The sequence below is a fragment of the Polymorphospora sp. A560 genome (genome assembly GCF_045781765.1).
Lineage (GTDB): Bacteria > Actinomycetota > Actinomycetes > Mycobacteriales > Micromonosporaceae > Polymorphospora > Polymorphospora lycopeni.
Window position 1 is genome coordinate 2,340,102 of the sequence record NZ_CP122282.1, and the last position, 17,739, is coordinate 2,357,840.

Sequence of the window (17,739 nt, forward strand, 5' to 3'; positions counted from 1 at the left end):
GTGGGCGGCACAATGAGGCCATGCTGGTGGCGGTCGTACCCGACGGCCCCGACGCCGGACCCGGCGTCGGGGCCGTCAGGGCTGGGCGGCTGCTCCGGCTCGACCACGCCGGGCGGCCCGACGGGGCGCCGGAAACCGTCACCGACCTCGCCGCCGCAGTCGCCGACCTGGAGAAACGGCACCGGCCCCGGTGGCTGTGGCCGTCGACCGCGACCGCCTACCCACCGCTGCTGCACGCCGGCATCCGCGTCGACCGCTGCCACGACGTCGAGCTGACCGAGGCGCTGCTGCTCGGCCACGCCGGCCGCTGGGGCGAGCCGCGCGCCCTGCCCGCCGCCCTGGCCCGGATCACCGGGGCGCCGGTGCCGCCCGACCCGCCGCCCCGGCCCGCCGCACCGCCCGGCGACCTGCAGGGCACCCTGTTCGAGACCGCCGCCGCACCACCGGCCACGCCCGGCTCCGACCAGCTCCGGGCCCTGACCGACGTGTACGCCGACCAGCGGCGCCGGATCGCCGGCACCGACTCGCCCGGCCGGTTCCGGCTGCTGGTCGCCGCCGAGTCGGCCGGTGCCCTGATCGCCGCCGAGATGGGCGCCGACGGCCTGCCGTGGCGGGCCGACGTACACGACGAACTGCTGGTGGAACTGCTCGGCGAACCGTCCCGGGTCGGTGGGCCGCCCCGCCGGCTGGTCGAGCTGAACGCGCGGATCGCCGACGCGTTCGGCGTACGGCAGTTGCACGCCGAGTCGCCGGCCGAGGTGCTGCGCGCCTTCGCCCGCGCCGGCATCGACGTGCCGAACACCCGGGCCTGGGTGCTGCGCGGCGTCGACCACCCGGCCGTGCCGCTGCTGCTGGAGTTCAAGGAGCTGTACCGGATCTGGACCGCGCACGGCTGGGCGTGGTGCGACACCTGGGTGCGCGACGGTCGGTTCCGCCCCGAATACGTGCCGGGCGGGGTCGTCTCCGGCCGTTGGGCCACCCGGGGCGGCGGTGCCCTGCAGATCCCGAAGGTGGTCCGGCGGGCCGTGCGCGCCGATCCCGGCTGGCGCCTCGTGGTCGCCGACGCCGGCCAGTTGGAGCCGAGGGTGCTCGCCGCGGTCTCCGGCGACGCCCGGCTGGCCGCCGCCGGGCAGGCCGCCGACCTCTACGCGGCCCTGGCCCACGACTCGTTCGGCGGTGACCGGGCGAAGGCGAAGCTGGCCCTGCTCGGCGCCATGTACGGCCAGACCGGCGGCATGGCGGCTCCGGCGCTCGCCGTACTGCGGCGCAGTTATCCGCTGGCCTACGACCACGTCGAGTCGGCGGCCCGGACCGGGGAGGCCGGCGGGCTGGTCCGGTCGTGGCTGGGGCGTACCTGCCCGCCGGCGTCGGTGGTGATCCGCGACGAGGACGGGTTCGACGCGTTCGACGCACCGGCCGACCCGGTCCGGCCCCGGTCGGCGGACCGGGCCCGGGGCCGGTTCACCCGCAACTTCGTCATCCAGGCGACGGCCGCCGAGTGGGCGCTGACGATGCTGGCCACGCTGCGCGGCGAGTTGGCCGCGACCCCGGCCCGGCTGGTGTTCTTCCAGCACGACGAAGTGCTGGTGCACTGCCCGGCGGGGGACGCCGACCGGGTCGCCGCGCTGGTCCGGGCGGCCGGGGTCCGGGCCACCCGGCTGCTCTTCGGCGACACCCCGGTGCGGTTCCCGCTCGACCTGTCCGTCGTGGAGTGCTACGCCGACGCGAAGTAGCGACGCCGCGTACGCCCGGAAGTCGGCACGCCCGGGCGGCGACACCGTGGGCGCGGCGGATCGTTGGTCCGTTGTGCGTTCCACGGGGGTGGTCGCCCGGCGTGGAGCGCCGCGGCCGTCCCCGGACCGGCGGAGCCGGTCCCGATCGAACAGATACACCTCCCGGGCGCGGCCGGCTGTCCCGGGCGGGGTGGTCGGTCACCGATGGTGGAGGTGACGTAGCTGAATCGCACCGCAGGACTGATAATCGCCGCGGGCGGGGGGCGCCGGATCGGCGGCCCGGAGGCGTTGTTGCACCAGGGCGACAAGTCGCTGGTGGACCAGATGTTGGAGACCGTACGTGACGGCGGGTGTGCGCCGGTGGTCGTGGTACTCGGCGCGGCGGCGCACCGGGTACGCAAGACCGCCGGGCTGACCGGCGCCAAGGTGGTCGTGAACCGCAAGTGGGGGACCGGGGTCGGCTCGTCGATGCGGGCGGGGCTGGACGCGCTGGCCGACGACGACGTCGAGGCGGTCGTGGTGGTGCCGGTGGACATGCCGGGCGTCACCGCCGACGCGGTACGGCGGGTGGCGGCGCTGCCGTACCCGGACGTGCTGGTCTGTGCCACGTACGAGGGCCTGCGCAGCTATCCGATGCTGTTCGGGCGGCGGCACTGGCCGGGCATCGCGTCGCTGACCAACGCGGACGTCGGCGCGCGGGCCTACCTGCTGGCGCACAAGGACGACATCGTCGAGATCTCCTGTGACGGGATCGCCGACGGTGCGCGGGTCGACTCGCCGGAACTGGTCGAGGCGTGGGGGTTGACGGTGCCGGCCCAGCGCGAGGGGGACTGACGCCGGGGGGCCGGGTCGCGTGTGCGCGGCCCGGCCCCCTCGGCCGTCCGATCTTCAGATCTCGATGTCGAATCTGCGCAGCACGGCCGGGGCGATCAGGCCGGCGGCGGCGAGCAGGGAGATGACGGTGAAGACGCCGCGCAGCACCACGGTCTCGACCTTGCTGCCGGCCTTGATGGCGATCTTGTCGGGGAGGCTGATCATCCGCCACATCCGCCGCTTGATCGGGATCGGCCACAGGATCGGCACCCCGCTGCGGGTGATCATGTCGCCGAGGATGTGGACGAAACAGCCCACCCCGACGGCCAGGCCGATCATCGGATAGCCGCGGTCGCCGGGCAGGTTGAGGAAGGTGAAGTAGGCGGCGGCGGCCGACACGAGGGTGACGATGACCCAGCCGGCGCGCTTGGCCCACTCGTCGAACAGGCCGCGCAGCGCCAGGCCGATCATGAAGAAGAGGATGCCGATGACGGCCCACTTGCCGTACGCGGCGCACAGCGCCGTCGTTCCCCAGCCGACCAGCACGGTGAACGGGATGGTGTGGGTCAGGGTCCGGTGGCCGTTGTTGCGGTGCGGGTCCTTGCTGAGCTTGGTGGCGTGGTAGACGCCGAGTGAGATCTTCTCGACCACCTCGGCGATGAAGAGCGAGACCACCCCGAAGGTCTTGGCCACGGTGGCGCCGCCCTGGTTGCGGGTGACCTTGCCGGACAGGTCGAGGTCGGGGAAGAGTGCCGCACCGGCGCAGACCGCGGTACCGACGGCGATGGCCAGCGGTGACTGTTCGTAGTCGGCGAACTGGTGCAGGGCCCAGGAACCCGCCAGCCAGACGGTGGCGCCCGAAAGCGCGTGCGATGGCCCCATCATGGTCGTGCACCCTCCCCAGGGTTGGTCTGCGAGCGCCCCACTGTGTCAAACACGAGATCACCGTTCAAACACCTGTCCGTCTACAGTGGATTCGAAGGGTGCGGTGCCGGGCCGGCGCGACCCGGCCGGCCCGGGGCAGCGGCAGCTCAGGTCGGGTGGACCCGCGGCCGCCACCGCTCCGCCGCCGGCCGTGCGGCGACCGGCGGCACCGCTGCTGCGCGTGTCGTGTACGCCCCCCGGGGTAGCCGGCGGCGGGCCTACGCCCCGCGTCGTACGTCCGCCGCGCCGGGGCGCCGACGCCGGTGCCGGCCCCGGTGGCATACCGTCGACAGGTGCGGGACGACGGCGCCGGGTGGCTGCCCTGGCTGGTGGAGGAGGCGCCGTGGAAGCCTGCTCCCGGGCGCTGGCGCCGGCACGTGATCCTCGCCGGCGTGCTCGCGGCGATCCAGGTCATCGGCGCCGTCGCCGCCAAGGCCGAGCCGCCCGCCGCCCGCCCGCTCGACGTCGCCGGGGTCCTGCTGCTGGTCGCCGGGCCGGCCGCCCTGATCGCCCGGCACCGCTTCCCGGCCGCCGTACTCGCCGTCAACCTGGCGGTGGCGGTTGCCTACCCACTGGCCGGCTATCCCCGGGCACCGTTCTTCCTCGCCGCGACCGTCGCCCTGTTCACCGCCGTGGTGGCCGGCCGCCGCACCGCCGCCTGGGTGCTGGTGCAGGTCGCCTACCTCGCCTATCTCGGCATCGGATGGTTCTGCGCGAACCGGCTCGGACTGCCGGCGAGCGCCCGCCCGGAGGTGCACGAGGCGGTCGTGGTCGCACTGTGGATCCTGGTGGTGTTCGTGCTCGCCGAGGCGGCCCGCATCCGGGGCCAGCACTACGCCGAGATCACCCGGACCCGCGTCGAGCAGGCCCGCGCCCGGGCCGAGCAGGAACGCCGGCAGGCCAGCGAGGAGCGGCTGCGGATCGCCCGGGAACTGCACGACGTGCTCGGCCACCACCTGTCACTGATCAACGTGCAGGCCGGGGTCGGTCTGCACCTGATGGACAGCCGGCCCGAGCAGGCCCGCGAGGCGCTCACCGCGATCCGGACCGCCAGCGCCGAGGCCCTTCGCGAGGTACGCGGCGTCCTCGGCGTGCTGCGGCCGGAGCAGGAGGCGGCGCCTCGGGCGCCGGCGCCGACCCTCGACCGGCTCGCCGAACTGACCGCCGACGCCGGCATCCCCGTACGGACCCGGGTCCGGGGCACCGCCCGGCCGCTGCCCGCCGAGGTGGACCGGGCCGGCTACCGGATCGTGCAGGAGGCGCTGACCAACGTGCGCCGGCACGCCGGCCCGGCCGCGACCGCCCTGGTGACCATCGGGTACGACGACGACGCCCTCGCCGTACGGGTCGACGACGACGGCCGGGGCGCCGCGGCACCGGTCGACGAGGCCGGCAACGGCATCGCCGGGATGTGGGCCCGGGCGGCGGCCCTGGGCGGCACGCTGACCGCCGGGCCGCTGGACGGGGGCGGGTTCCGGGTCGACGCCCGGCTGCCGACGGGCGACGAGTCGTGAGTAGGTGGATGTCGTGATCAAGGTGTTGCTCGCCGACGACCAGGCCCTGGTCCGGGCCGGATTCCGGGCGCTGCTCGACGCCGAGCCGGACATCACCGTCGTGGGTGAGGCCGCCGACGGCGCCGAGGCGGTCCGGCTCGCCGCGCAGACCCGGCCCGACGTGGTGCTGATGGACATCCGGATGCCGGGCGTCGACGGGCTGGAGGCGACCGGCCGGATCGTCGCCGACCCCGGCCTCGGCGCCACCCGCATCGTCATCCTCACCACGTTCGAGCTGGACGAGTACCTCTTCGAGGCGCTGCGGGTCGGGGCGTCCGGCTTCCTGGTCAAGGACACCGAGCCGGTCGAACTGCTGCGCGGTGTACGGGCGGTCGCGGCCGGTGACGGGCTGCTCTCGCCGCGGGTGACCCGGCGGGTGATCGCCGAGTTCGCCGGCCGGCAGCGACGACCGGCCGTCCCGTCGCCCGCCCTCGACCAGCTCACCGACCGGGAGCGGGAGGTCGTCGCCCTGGTCGGCGAGGGGCTGTCGAACGACGGCATCGCCGGCCGGTTGATGGTCAGCCCGGCGACGGCGAAGACGCACGTCAGCCGGGCGATGATCAAGCTCGGTGCGCGGGACCGGGCGCAGCTGGTCGTGTTCGCGTACGAGGCGGGGCTGGTCCGGCCCGGCTGGCTCACCTGACTCCGGGCCGCCCCGGTACGGCCTGTCGCCGGCGGCGGTTCACCCGGCCGGGGTGATGCCGGGCCACCGGAGCGGCGGCGACACTGCGGCGGGAAGGCAGTGGGCGGCCGTCGGTGGCGCCGGAGCGTACGGGAGGCGGACTGTTGGGGGCGACCGAGGCGTTCTTCGAAGAACTCGGCCAGCGGGAAACCGGGGAGGTGCCGTCGTACGTCACCGGCACGATCCGATTCGACCTGCACCACGACGAAGAGGTGGATGCCTGGAACGTCACGTTCAAGCGCGGCATCGTGTTCGTCTCGCGCCACATCTGCGGCGAGCCGGACTGCGTGGTGATCACCGACCGGGGGACCTTCGAGGGGATGACCACCGGGCAGATCAACGCCGCGGGCGCCGTACTCCGCAACGAGATCGTTTTCACCGGGCAGCTCACCCTGTTCCTCTATTTCCAACGGCTGCTGCCCGGCCCGCCCGGCAGCCACGACCCGCGCCCGCCCAGGGTCCGCGAGCTGCGCCCGCCCGCGACCGCGGAGCTGCGCACGGCCGCCGCCGGAAGGCCGAACCGATGAACGAAGACATCGTGAAGATCCTGGACGGCAACAACTTCATCGTCAGCGACCGGCGGGGCGACGTCGATCCCTCACCGTCGGTGCCGACCGGGCTGTTCTCCCTCGACACCCGCTTCCTGTCGCTGTGGCGGCTCAGTGTCGACGGACAGCGCCTGCACGCGCTCTCCGTCGACGACCTGCACTACTTCGAGGCGCGGTTCTTCCTGGTGCCCGGCGAGCCGACGCACTACGTCGACGCCAAGATCTCGGTCATCCGGCAGCGGACCATCGGCGGCAGCTTCGACGAGCGGCTGACCGTGCTCAACCACCAGGAGGAGCCGGTCGACCTCACCCTCCGCATCGACGCCGGCTGCGACTTCGCCGACATCTTCGAGATCAAGGACGTCCAACACAAGAAGGGACACATCACCACCATCGTCAACGAGGACCGGCTGCGACTGATCTACGAACGGCAGACCTTCCGCCGGGAGACCGTGATCAGCGTCGACCGGCCGGCCCAGTTCGACGAGGGCGGGCTGACCCTCACCGCACACGTCAAGCCGCACGGCGACTGGGTCGCCGAGGTACACGTGGAGACCATCGCCCGGTCCGGCGGCGCGAAGGACGTACGCCCGAACGTGCACCACATGCCCGGCGAGATCCAGCAGGGCATGGAGGCCGAGATCGAACGCTGGCTGAGCCGGGCACCGATCCTGCGGTGCGACTCCGAGCAGTTGGACAAGGCGTACGAAACCACGATGGTCGACCTGGCGGCGCTGCGCTTCCCGATCCTGACGACCCCCGGCGCCGCGGTGCCGGCCGCCGGCCTGCCGTGGTTCATGGCGCTGTTCGGCCGCGACAGCATCATCACCAGCTACCAGGCCCTACCGTTCACCCCGGAGCTGGCCAACACGACCCTGCGCATCCTGGCCCTGCTGCGCGGCGCCAAGCTCGACGACTTCAGGGACGAGGAACCGGGCAAGATCCTGCACGAGAACCGGTACGGCGAGTCCGCCGCGTTCGAGGAGCAGCCGCACTCGCCGTACTACGGCACCGCCGACGCCACCCCGCTGTTCGTGGTGCTGCTCGACGAGTACGAACGCTGGACCGGCGACGCCGCACTCGTCCGCGAACTCGAGGACGACACCCGCGCGGCACTGCGCTGGATCGACGAGTACGGCGACCTGATGGGCAACGGCTACATCTCCTACAAGCGGCGCAACAACGTCAACGGCCTGGAGAACCAGTGCTGGAAGGACTCCTGGGACGCCATCACCTTCCGCGACGGCACCCTGCCCGGCTTCCCCCGCGCCACCTGCGAACTACAGGGATACGCGTACGACGCGAAGATGCGCGGGGCGCGACTGGCCCGCGAGTTCTGGAACGACCCCGGCTACGCCGACCAGCTCGAAACCGAGGCGGGGGCGCTACGGCGGCGCTTCAACCGGGACTTCTGGGTCGAGGACGGCGAATACTACGCGCTGGCCCTGGACCAGGACGGCCGGCGCGTCGACTCGCTGTCGTCGAACATCGGCCACCTGCTGTGGAGCGGCATCGTCGAACCGGACCGCGCCCCGCACCTCGCCGCCCACCTGACCGGTCCCCGGATGTTCTCCGGCTGGGGCGTGCGGACCCTGGCCGAGGACCAGGGCGCCTACAACCCCGTCGGCTATCACGTCGGCACGGTCTGGCCGTTCGACAACTCCCTGATCGCGGCGGGGCTGGCCCGCTACGGCTTCCGCGAGGAGGCAGGACGGATCGCCCTGGCCATGATCGACGCGTCGCAGTACTTCGACGGCCGGCTACCGGAGGCGTTCGCCGGCTACCACCGCAGCCTGACGAAGTATCCGGTCGAGTACCCGACCGCGTGCAGCCCGCAGGCCTGGTCGGCCGGCACCCCGTTGCTGCTGCTACGCACCATGCTGGGCCTCGAACCGTACGGCGAGCACCTGGTCGTCGAACCGTCGCTGCCGGAGGGGATGGGGCGCATCGAACTGTTCGACCTGCCGGGACGGTGGGGGCGGGTGGACGCGTTCGCCCGTGGCCGGCTGCGCGAGCAGCCACCCCGTACGTCCATCCGCCGCACCTGACCCCGCCCCGCCGGTGCGTAACCCGGGGTGCCTCCGCGGAGGTCGCCACACGGCGGGGCCAGGCGTCGCTTCGGCGCCTCGCCCGATCGGCTGGTGGGCAGCGACGAACGGCTATTTCCATGTGCGATGGGCATCCCTGATTCCCTAGGAAGGGAGGCATGGCCAACGAGGTGACCGTTCCGTTCCTGCCCTGCGTTTCCATCGACGACATGGTCAACTTCTACGAGGTCCTCGGCTTCGGCACGACATACCGGCAGCGCCGGCCCCACCCGTACGTGGCGATGCGGCGTGAGGACCTGCACCTGCACTTCTTCGAGATCGCGGGCTTCGACCCGGAGCAGTCGTACGGCTCCTGCCTCGTCCTCACGTCGGACATCGAGGGACTGCACCGGGCGTTCGCCGCGGGCATGCGCGCCGCGTACGGGAAGGTCCTGGTGTCCGGGACGCCGCGGATGACCCGGCCGCGGGCGCGGAAGAACGCCGACGGGATGACCGGGTTCAGCGTCATCGACCCCGGCGGCAACTGGATCCGCGTCGCCCAGCCGGCCGCCGTCACCGAGTCCGGGCCGGTGGGGCGGCTGGCCAAGGCCCTGGCGGACGCCGTCGTGCAGGCCGACTCCAGGGGCGATGTCCGGCAGGCCGTCCGGATCCTCGACAGCGCGCTGGCCCGTACCCGGCCCGGAGACGATCCCGTCGCCCGGATCGAGGTCCTCGTCTACCGCGCCGAACTCGCGATGGTGCTGCGCGACCCCGACACCGCGGCCGAGATGCTGGCCCGGGTCGAACACGTCGTGCTGGACGCCGACGAGTCGGAACGGGCGGCCCCGGCGTTCCGGGACGCCGCCGAACTCGCGTCGGCGCTCAGTGACCCGGCGGACGTCGACGCACGTCGGTAAATCCCTGGCCGGCGGGCACGTGTATCGCCGATGATTGCCACCACCATGGATGTCACCGATCGTCCGGATCCTGGCCGCCGGCCGCCCGACGGATACCTCAGCGGCCCCGACGCCCCGGTCCTGGCGACGGCCCGCGCCCTGGCGAAGGTCGACGACGCCGTGGCGGTGGTGCTCGTCGAGGGCATCAGCGACCAGATCGCGCTGGAGACGGCCGCCGTGTGCCGTGGCCGCGACCTCGATGCGGAGCGGGTCGTGGTCGTGCCGATCGGCGGCGCACACGCGATCCGCCGCGTCCTGACGAGACTGGGCCCGCCGGCCGACCGGCTACGCGTCGCCGGTCTGTGCGACCTGCGGGAGGAGGAGCTGTTCCGGCGCGGCATCGTCGCCCGGATCGGCCCGGCCGCCACCCGCACCGACATGGAGGACCTCGGCTTCTACGTCTGTGTCGACGATCTGGAGGACGAGCTGATCCGTGCGGTGGGCGTCGCGGACGTCGAGGCGCTCTTCGCCGCCCACGGCGACCTCGGGTCGTTCCGCTCGTTGCAGAGCCAGCCCGCCTGGCGCGGCCGGCGGCCGGAGGCGCAGATGCGGCGGTTCCTGGGCAGCGGCGCGCACCGCAAGCTGCGCTATGCCCGGCTGCTCGTCGAGGCGGCGGTCGGCCGGGACGCCCTGCCCCGGCCGCTCGACGCGCTGCTGGCCGCCGTCTGACCCACCCGCTGCCAGGCGCGCACGAATCGCTGTCAGGCGCGATCAAGGAGAAATCGTGGCCCTCCCCGCCCGATTCGCGGCACACATCCCCTTGATCGCCGAGCCGCCCGAGCCGCCCCGGCCCTGTCCCGTCCGGCGGATGGTCAGAGGGTCAAGAGGTTGCCTTCCGGGACGACCACGCGGGGGCGGCCCCCGGCGAGTTGGGCGGCCGCCTGGCGGGCGGCGAACGAGGCGTTGTCGCGTTCGGCGGACGCGTACGCCGCGGCGGTGCGGGCGGCGATGGTCGCCCAGCCGTACCGTTCGCTGACCATCGACCGGGCCTGGCGGGCGACCCTCCGGGCGAACGCGGCGTTGCCGAGCAGGCTGTCGACGGCGCCGGCCAGGGCGCCGGGGTCGCTGTGCGGGAAGGTGACGCCGGTGACGCCGGGTTCGACGATCTCGGCGAGTCCGCCGGTGGCGGCGACGGCGAGCGGGGCGCCGGCCGCGGCGGCCTCCAGGGCGATCATGCCGAACGGCTCGTAGAGGCTCGGGATCACGGTGGCGTCGGTGGCGGCGAGGACGGCCGGCAGCTGGGTCTCGTTCATGAAGCCGGCGAAGCTGATGGTGTCGTCGAGGCCGAGGCGGCGGGTTTCGTCCTGCAGTTCGGGCCGGTACGGCCCGTCGCCGGCGATGACGACGCGCAGGCCGGGGTGCCGGTCGGCGAGTTCGGGTACGGCGCTGACCAGGTGCTGGACGCCCTTCTCGTAGACGAGGCGGCCGGCGAAGCCGAGCAGCGGGCCGTCGCCGGCGAAGCGGGCGCGGGCGGCGGCGACGGCGCGGGGGCGGGGCCGCCAGGCGCGGTCGTCGACGCCGTTGGGGATGACCTCGACCCGGCTGGCGGGCATCTCCAGCAGGCGGGTCACCTCCCACTTCATGTATTCGGAGCAGACCAGGACCCGGCCGGCCTCGTGGCCGAGCCACCACTCGACGGAGTGGATGCACCTGTTCATCTCGTCGGGCAGCCAGCCCTGGTGGCGGCCGGCCTCGGTGGCGTGGATGGTGGCGACCAGTGGCAGGTCGAGGTGTTCCTTGAGGGTGACGGCGGTGTGGGTGACGAGCCAGTCGTGGGCGTGGATGACGTCGTATTCGCCGGACTCGGCGGCGCGCAGCGCGGCCCGGGTCAGGGTGTGGTTGAACGCCATGGTCCAGGCCAGCAGGGACGGGGTGGCGAGCGGGAACAGTGGCGGGTCTTCGGGGGCGCGGACGATGCGTACGCCGTCGGCGTACTCCTCGAGCGGGGCGCCGGCGGCGTGCCGGGTGACGACGGTGACCTCGTGGCCGGCGGCGGCCAGGGCGACCGACAGCGCGTGGACGTGCCGGCCGAGGCCGCCGACCACCACCGGCGGGTATTCCCAGGACAGCATCAGCACCCGCTGCCGCCGCGGACTTCTGATGTCGAACACTTCGGCGTTTGTTGACATTGGCCCCGCCCCCTCGGCATCGTCCCGGCGCATGCGCGACCAGACACCTGTGCGGGTGTCAGCGCATCGTCTGGGTTGTGGCCAATCGTGCCGGGAACCAGATAACCAGCGAAGACACGGCCGTTGCAGGTGTGTAACGGCAAACGGTCAAAACCGTCGGGCGCGCCTGAACTCCGCAACCGACCAGGCCTGGAAAGGGCAGCCGGTGGCGGCGTGCGGGGCTTGCCCGTCCGCGGTCTCACTGACAGACCCTAGGCCAAATTCGGGCAAATGAGACTCGATTCCGATCAACGACTCGCCGATTTCCAGCCCGGCCCGGTGCATCGCCTCGGCGTACGGGCCGATCAGCCACGGCCAGACGGTGCCCTGGTGGTAGGCGCCGTCCCGGTCGGCCGGGCCGCCGCGGTGCTGTCCGGTGTAGTCGTGCGAGCCCGGGGCCAGGCTGCGCAGGCCGAGCGGGGTGAGCAGGGCCGCGCCGACGGCCTGCAGCATCCGCCGGTCCGGTGCCAGCGGCGCGTGCGGCAGCGACCAGGCCAGTAGCTGGTTGGGGCGCAGGTGGTCGTCGTCGTGGTGCGGCGCCCCGCCGAGCGGGTAGGTCGGTGCGGGGGCGTCGACGACGTCGTGCAGCCAGCCGGACGACGACGGGAAGCGCCGGCGGAACGACTCGACGGCCCGGGCGTGGGCGACCGGTACCGGTCCGGCGTCGGTGCCGGCCAGTTCGGCGAGGGCGGCCACCGTCGCCAGCCCGTTGATCCACAGCGCGTTGACCTCGACCGGCTTGCCGGCGCGCGGCGTCACGGGTACGCCGTACACGCGGGCGTCCATCCAGGTCAGCGCCTCACCGGGGGCGCCCTGGGTGAGCAGGCCGTCGGTCGGGTCGACGCGGATGCCGTAGCGGGTGCCGGTCAGGTGGGTGTCGACGACGGTGCGCAGCGCCGGCAGCAGTTCGGCGGCCAGGTCGGGGTCGCCGGCCACCTCGACGTGCCGGCCGACGGCGTGCAGGAACCACAGCGTGGCGTCGGCGGTGTTGTACTCGACCCGGCCGGTGTCGGCGGTGTTGGCGAGCATTCCCTCGGAGAGCCGGCCGGCGTACGCCCGCAGCAGCTCGCGTCCCTCGTCGGCGCGTCCGGTGGTGAGGAAGAGCCCCTCGTACGCCGTCATGGTGTCGCGGGACCAGGCGCCGAACCACGGGTAGCCGGCGACGACGTCCGGGCCGGCGGCGGTGGCGACCACGAACGCGTCGGCGGCCAGCGCGAGGGTCGCGTCGACGTTGTCGGCGGGTTTCGCGGCGGCGACGACCGACCGGTTGCGCCGGCGGGCGGCGGCGACCACCTCGACCGCCGGCGGCGGCTCGTCGGCGAGGTCGTCGGCCCAGGCCAGCACCTGCACCGTGGCGCCGGGGCGGTCCAGGGTGGCGGCGAAGCGGCCGGCGTACCAGAGGTCCTCGTTCGGGTTGAGGCCGCGCGCCGCCTCGGCGCGGTGGTGGGCGCCGTGCCACCACTGGCCCTCGGGCTCCCAGTCCGGGCCGGCGAGCCGGAACGCGCTCTCCACGACCGCGCCGCCGGCGACCGGCTCGACGTGCGGGGCGGGTCCGTCGGCGCGGCGCTCGCCGTGCGCGTCGCGCCAGGTGCAGACCGCGGCGAGGCTGAGGTGGACCGGGCCGCCGGTGACCAGCCGGTGCACGACGGCGACGCAGGACCGGCCGTACGTCATCGCGATCTCGCGTTCGATGACCACGTCGCCGATCCGCCAGCGCCAGCGGGGCAGCCCGTCGACCAGGTCGAACCGTTCGAGCAGTTCGTAGCCGCGCGGGTCGACGTCGCCGGAGGCCCACTCGTGGGCGCCGAGGCGTACGTGGGCGCCCGACGGGAACACCACGGCCGGGTCGAGGCCGACCAGGCCGACCCGGCGGTTGGCGCCGGTGTCGTCGGCGACGACCAGCAGCCCGTGGTAGCGGCGGGTGCGCAGCCCGCTGACGGTGCCCATGGCGTAGCCGCCGCGGCCGTCGGGAACCAGCCACTCGCGGGCGGTGCCGGCCTCCGGGTGACCGCACACCTGCGGGCCGAAACTGATCGGTATCAATGCTTCTCCTGGGGAGGGCTACGGGGAGTACCGACGGTGAGGCTGTAACACGCCGCGGTGACAATCACCAGTGTGGTCAAGTCTGCGGGCAAGATCGAGGATATGGCGGTGATCGACGACGTGCCGGCCCCCGGGGACCAGAACGTACGCGACGAGGAGGAGGAACTCAGGCGGATCGGATCGGCCGAGCGCCGGCGCCTGCGGGAGGCGGATTCCGGCGAACGGGCCTGGCGGTCGTGGGGGCCGTACCTGTCGGAGCGGGCGTGGGGAACGGTGCGCGAGGACTACAGCGAGCACGGTACGGCCTGGGACTACTTCCCGCATGATCATGCGCGGTCGCGGGCGTACCGGTGGAACGAGGACGGCATGGCCGGGGTCTGCGACGACCGGCAGACGTTCTGTTTCGCGCTGGCGCTGTGGAACGGCCGCGACCCGATCCTGAAGGAGCGGATGTTCGGCCTCGGCGGCGACGGCGGCAACCACGGCGAGGACGCCAAGGACTACTGGTGGTACGAGGACTCCACGCCCACCCACTCGTGGATGCGGTGGCGCTACCACTACCCGCAGGCCGCGTTCCCGTACGACGACCTGGTCGCGGTCAACGCCCGGCGCGGTCGCGACGAGTCGGAGTACGAACTGGTCGACACCGGCGTCTTCGACGACGACCGGTACTGGGCGGTGACCGTCGAGTACGCCAAGGAGTCGCCGACCGACATGTGCCTGCTGGTCACCGTCGCCAACCACGGCGCCGAGGCGGCCCGGCTGCACGTGCTGCCCACGCTGTGGTTCCGCAACACGTGGTCGTGGCGGCTGCCCGGCGGCGACCGGGTGCCGCACCTGGTCGGCGAGGACAACCGGCTGGTCGGCGAACACTGGGTGCTCGGCCAGATCGTGCTGGAGGGCGACGGCGAGCCGGTGCCGCTGCTGTGCGACAACGAGAGCAACGCCGACCGGCTGTGGGGGCTGCCGAGCCAGACCCGGTATCCCAAGGACGGCATCAACGACCACGTGGTGTCCGGGGCGGCGACGGTCAACCCGGAGCGTACGGGCACCAAGGGGGCGCTGCACTACGTGCTCGACGTACCCGGCGGGGGACAGGCCCGGATCCGGCTGCGGCTGCGGCTGACCGCGCCGCCGCCGGCCGGGGGAGCGGCGCCGCGGCTGGACCTCGGCGCCGGCTTCGACCGTACGATGATCGCCCGGTCGGCGGAGGCCGACGCCTTCTACGCCCGGGTCATCCCGGCCCGCGCCTCGCGGGCCGAGGCGGCGGTGGCCCGGCAGGCGCTCGCCGGGGTGCTGTGGGGCAAGCAGTTCTACCACTTCGACGTGCACCGCTGGCTGGTCGGCGATCCCGCGTCGACGGCACCGGAGGGCCGCCGCCACGGCCGCAACCACGCCTGGTGGCACATGAACAGCTTCGACGTCATCTCGATGCCGGACACCTGGGAGTATCCGTGGTACGCCGCCTGGGACCTGGCGTTCCACTGCGTCACCATCGCCCGCGTCGACCCGGGCTTCGCCAAGCAGCAGCTGCTGCTGCTGTTACGCGAGTGGTACATGCACCCCAACGGGCAGATCCCGGCGTACGAGTGGGCGTTCGGTGACGTCAACCCGCCGGTGCACGCCTGGGCGGCGCTGAAGGTCTTCGAGATCGACGGCGGGTGGGACCACGACTTCCTGGCCCGGGTGATGCACAAGCTCCTGATCAACTTCACCTGGTGGGTCAACCGCAAGGACGCCGACGGCCGCAACCTGTTCGAGGGCGGCTTCCTCGGCCTGGACAACGTCGGCCCGTTCGACCGGTCGGCGGCGCTGCCGGTCGCCGGGGTCCTGGAGCAGTCCGACGCCACCGGCTGGATGGGCATGTACGCGCTCAACCTGCTCGACATCGCGTCGATCCTGGCCCGACACGACCCGGCGTACACCGACATCGCGACGAAGTTCTTCGAGCACTTCGCGTACATCGCCGAGGCCGCCGCCGAGCAGGGGCTGTGGGACGAGGAGGACGGCTTCTTCTACGACGTGCTGCGACTGCCGGACGGCGACCGGGTGCCGTTGAAGGTCCGCTCGGTCGTCGGGCTGCTGCCGCTGGCCGCCGCCACGACGCTGACCTCGACGACGCTGGCCCGGATGCCGGAACTCGCCGCCCGGCTGCGCTGGTTCCTGACCAACAAGCCGGAGTACGCCGACGTGATCGGTGCCCGCCGGCTGGCCGGCGGCGGCCGGCAGCAGCGCCTGCTGTCGATGGTCGGCCCGGACCGGCTCGGCAAGATACTGGCCCGGATGCTCGACGAGGACGAGTTCCTGTCGCCGTACGGGCTGCGGACGCTGTCCCGGCAGCACCTCGCCGAGCCGTTCACGGTGTCGCTGGGCGGGCAGGACTTCACCGTCGGCTACGAGCCGGCGGAGTCGACCAGCGGCCTGTTCGGCGGCAACTCCAACTGGCGGGGCCCGATCTGGATGCCGACGAACTTCCTGCTGATCTGCGCGCTGCGCGACTACGCGGGCTTCTTCGGCGACGACCTGCTGGTCGAGCATCCGACCCGGTCGGGGCGCAAACGGACGCTGACCGAGGTCGCCGACGACCTCTCCGAGCGGCTGATCGCGATGTTCGTCCCCGACGAAGCCGGCCGGCGCCCGATGTACGGGGCGACCGAACTGTTCCAGACCCACCCCGGATGGCGGGATCTGATCGCCTTCCCGGAGTACTTCCACGGCGACAACGGCGCGGGACTGGGCGCCTGGCACCAGACCGGCTGGACGGCGCTGGTCGCCGACCTGATCCTGACCGTACGGGCCGGTGACCGGCCGCCGGCGGGCCCCCGGCCGCCGGCGCCGCGGGCCGGGCCCGGGCACAGGGATGGGAGCCGCCCGGCGGGGAACTCCGCCGGGTGACCACCAAGTGCGGCAAGTGCGGGTACGGCTACCACGAGGTGAAGAGCCCCGAGCTGGCCAACCGGATCCGCGCCTTCGGGCCGCTGTTCCGCGGCGTGCTGGTCGGCGTCGACCCACGGATCGTGCACCGGCGGCCGTCGCCGGACGAATACTCGGCGATCGAGAACGTCCTGCACGTCGCCGACGTCATGCGCCAGCAGCACAACCGGATCTGGCTGATGCTGGTCCACGACGAGCCCGAGGTGGTGCCGGTGCCCCGCGACGATTCGCTGGTCAACGCCGCCTACCAGAACTTCGACCTGGAAACGGCGCTCGACGGGCTGACCGAGGCGTCGTCGGCGCTGGCCGACGCGATCGAGGACCTGCGCGACGAGGAGTGGTCGTACACGGCGGTGCTGCACTTCCCGTACCGCAGTGTCCGCAACATCGACTGGGTGGTCCGCGACGCGATCCACGAGGGGGTGCACCACCTGGTCGACGCGCGGCGGTCGCTCACCCCGTGACGGGGTCGACGGCGAGCAGGTCCAGCAGCCGGCGGACCACCGGTGGTACGGCGCGGGCCGGGTGGGCCAGCGCGATGTCGACGGTCGGCACGGGGGCGGTGAAACGGCGCAGCCGTACGCCGGGCACCCGTAGGGCACGGGCCCGGCCGGCGGGCACCGCGGCGACGACCGAGCCGCCGGCGACGGCGCGCAGCAGCTGCTCGTCGTCGGGCTCGTGGCGGACCAGGTTGAAGCCGCCACGCGGCCAGACCTGGGCGATCGTGCGGTCGAACATGCCGGGGCCGTTCTCCCGGGGCCACATCACGGCGGGCTCGCCGACCAGCGGCTCGCGCGGGATCCGGCGCCGGGCCGCCAGCGGATGGCCGGCGGGTACGGCGAGCAGCAGTTCCTCGGTGTCGACGTGCACGCAGCGCAGGCCGGGCTCGTCGACCGGCGGGCGGACGAAGGCGACGTCGAACCGGCCGCCGAGCAGTCCCTCGACGTTCGGCGCGGTCCAGCCGGTCTCGGCGACGACCTCCACGTGCGGGTTCCCGGCGCGGAAGCGGGCCATCAGGGCGTCGACCCGGCCGCCGCGCGCCGACCGGGTGTAGGCCAGCCGGAGGCGTTCGGTGCCGCGTACGGCGGCCCGGATGCGGGCCTGCGCGGCGTCGGCGGCGGCGAGCAGGGTGGCCGCCTCGGCGGCGACGACGCGGCCGACCGGGGTGAGGCCGGCGGTGCCGGTGCGTTCGATCAGCACGGCCCCGACCTCGCGTTCGAGGGCGCGGATCTGCTGGCTCAGCGCCGGCTGGGCGATCCGCAGCCGTTTCGCGGCGCGGGTGAAGTGCAGTTCCTCGGCGAGCACCGCGAAGTAGCGCAGCCGGCGCAGATCCATGTCCGTCATCATAAGCTGTGCTT

The 17,739-nt window shown here is 73.1% G+C and carries 14 protein-coding genes; 10 read left to right on the forward strand and 4 right to left on the reverse strand.

The window, feature by feature from the left end; translation table 11 throughout:
• Window positions 1-20: 20 nt before the first annotated feature.
• Both QCD66_RS10670 and QCD66_RS10675 read left to right on the forward strand, forming a co-directional pair.
• Entirely contained in the window at window positions 21-1,733 is a 1,713-nt protein-coding gene (locus tag QCD66_RS10670; protein WP_375734089.1) for a bifunctional 3'-5' exonuclease/DNA polymerase, read from the forward strand.
• 240 nt (window positions 1,734-1,973) lie between these two features.
• Window positions 1,974-2,567, forward strand: a complete 594-nt coding sequence (locus tag QCD66_RS10675; RefSeq protein WP_357539678.1) for an NTP transferase domain-containing protein — start codon at window positions 1,974-1,976, stop codon at window positions 2,565-2,567.
• A gap of 54 nt (window positions 2,568-2,621) precedes the next feature.
• Here the strand turns inward: QCD66_RS10675 and QCD66_RS10680 are convergent, their stop codons facing one another.
• On the reverse strand, window positions 2,622-3,431 hold the full coding sequence (locus tag QCD66_RS10680) for a metal-dependent hydrolase (protein ID WP_357539467.1): 810 nt from the start codon (window positions 3,429-3,431) through the stop codon (window positions 2,622-2,624).
• A 332-nt stretch (window positions 3,432-3,763) separates the two neighbouring features.
• On the opposite strand from QCD66_RS10680, the gene QCD66_RS10685 reads away from it, so the two are divergent.
• The 6 genes from QCD66_RS10685 to QCD66_RS10710 all read left to right on the forward strand — a co-directional run bounded on the left by QCD66_RS10685 (window position 3,764) and on the right by QCD66_RS10710 (window position 9,905).
• Window positions 3,764-4,984: a sensor histidine kinase gene (locus QCD66_RS10685; protein WP_375734090.1), complete on the forward strand. Its 1,221-nt coding sequence runs from the start codon at window positions 3,764-3,766 to the stop codon at window positions 4,982-4,984.
• Between the two features lie 13 nt (window positions 4,985-4,997).
• Window positions 4,998-5,666: a response regulator transcription factor gene (locus QCD66_RS10690; RefSeq protein ID WP_357539463.1), complete on the forward strand. Its 669-nt coding sequence runs from the start codon at window positions 4,998-5,000 to the stop codon at window positions 5,664-5,666.
• Window positions 5,667-5,809: 143 nt separating this feature from the next.
• Complete coding sequence (locus QCD66_RS10695; protein ID WP_375734091.1) at window positions 5,810-6,232, forward strand: SCP2 sterol-binding domain-containing protein; 423 nt, start codon at window positions 5,810-5,812, stop codon at window positions 6,230-6,232.
• A complete protein-coding gene (locus QCD66_RS10700; RefSeq protein ID WP_375734092.1) occupies window positions 6,229-8,301 on the forward strand; it encodes a glycogen debranching N-terminal domain-containing protein in 2,073 nt (690 codons plus the stop codon). The genes QCD66_RS10695 and QCD66_RS10700 overlap by 4 nt, the downstream gene beginning before the upstream one ends.
• A gap of 158 nt (window positions 8,302-8,459) precedes the next feature.
• Window positions 8,460-9,197, forward strand: coding sequence for a VOC family protein (locus QCD66_RS10705; protein WP_375734093.1), 738 nt, complete (start codon window positions 8,460-8,462; stop codon window positions 9,195-9,197).
• Window positions 9,198-9,242: 45 nt separating this feature from the next.
• On the forward strand, window positions 9,243-9,905 hold the full coding sequence (locus QCD66_RS10710; protein ID WP_375734094.1) for a TOPRIM nucleotidyl transferase/hydrolase domain-containing protein: 663 nt from the start codon (window positions 9,243-9,245) through the stop codon (window positions 9,903-9,905).
• Between the two features lie 143 nt (window positions 9,906-10,048).
• Here QCD66_RS10710 and QCD66_RS10715 read toward each other — a convergent pair whose 3' ends face one another.
• Together QCD66_RS10715 and QCD66_RS10720 are read right to left on the reverse strand one after the other, a co-directional pair.
• Entirely contained in the window at window positions 10,049-11,365 is a 1,317-nt protein-coding gene (locus tag QCD66_RS10715; protein ID WP_375734095.1) for a glycosyltransferase family 4 protein, read from the reverse strand.
• Between the two features lie 147 nt (window positions 11,366-11,512).
• Window positions 11,513-13,447, reverse strand: a complete 1,935-nt coding sequence (locus QCD66_RS10720) for an amylo-alpha-1,6-glucosidase (protein WP_375734096.1) — start codon at window positions 13,445-13,447, stop codon at window positions 11,513-11,515.
• Window positions 13,448-13,510: 63 nt separating this feature from the next.
• Here QCD66_RS10720 and QCD66_RS10725 point away from each other — a divergent pair, with 63 nt between their 5' ends.
• Window positions 13,511-16,342, forward strand: coding sequence for an MGH1-like glycoside hydrolase domain-containing protein (locus QCD66_RS10725; RefSeq protein ID WP_375734108.1), 2,832 nt, complete (start codon window positions 13,511-13,513; stop codon window positions 16,340-16,342).
• Window positions 16,339-16,845: a DinB family protein gene (locus tag QCD66_RS10730; protein ID WP_364220297.1), complete on the forward strand. Its 507-nt coding sequence runs from the start codon at window positions 16,339-16,341 to the stop codon at window positions 16,843-16,845. The genes QCD66_RS10725 and QCD66_RS10730 overlap by 4 nt, the downstream gene beginning before the upstream one ends.
• Here QCD66_RS10730 and QCD66_RS10735 read toward each other — a convergent pair.
• Window positions 16,835-17,716 (reverse strand): LysR family transcriptional regulator, encoded by an 882-nt coding sequence (locus tag QCD66_RS10735; protein WP_375734097.1) that lies wholly within the window; start codon window positions 17,714-17,716, stop codon window positions 16,835-16,837. The genes QCD66_RS10730 and QCD66_RS10735 overlap by 11 nt on opposite strands.
• Window positions 17,717-17,739 lie beyond the last annotated feature (23 nt).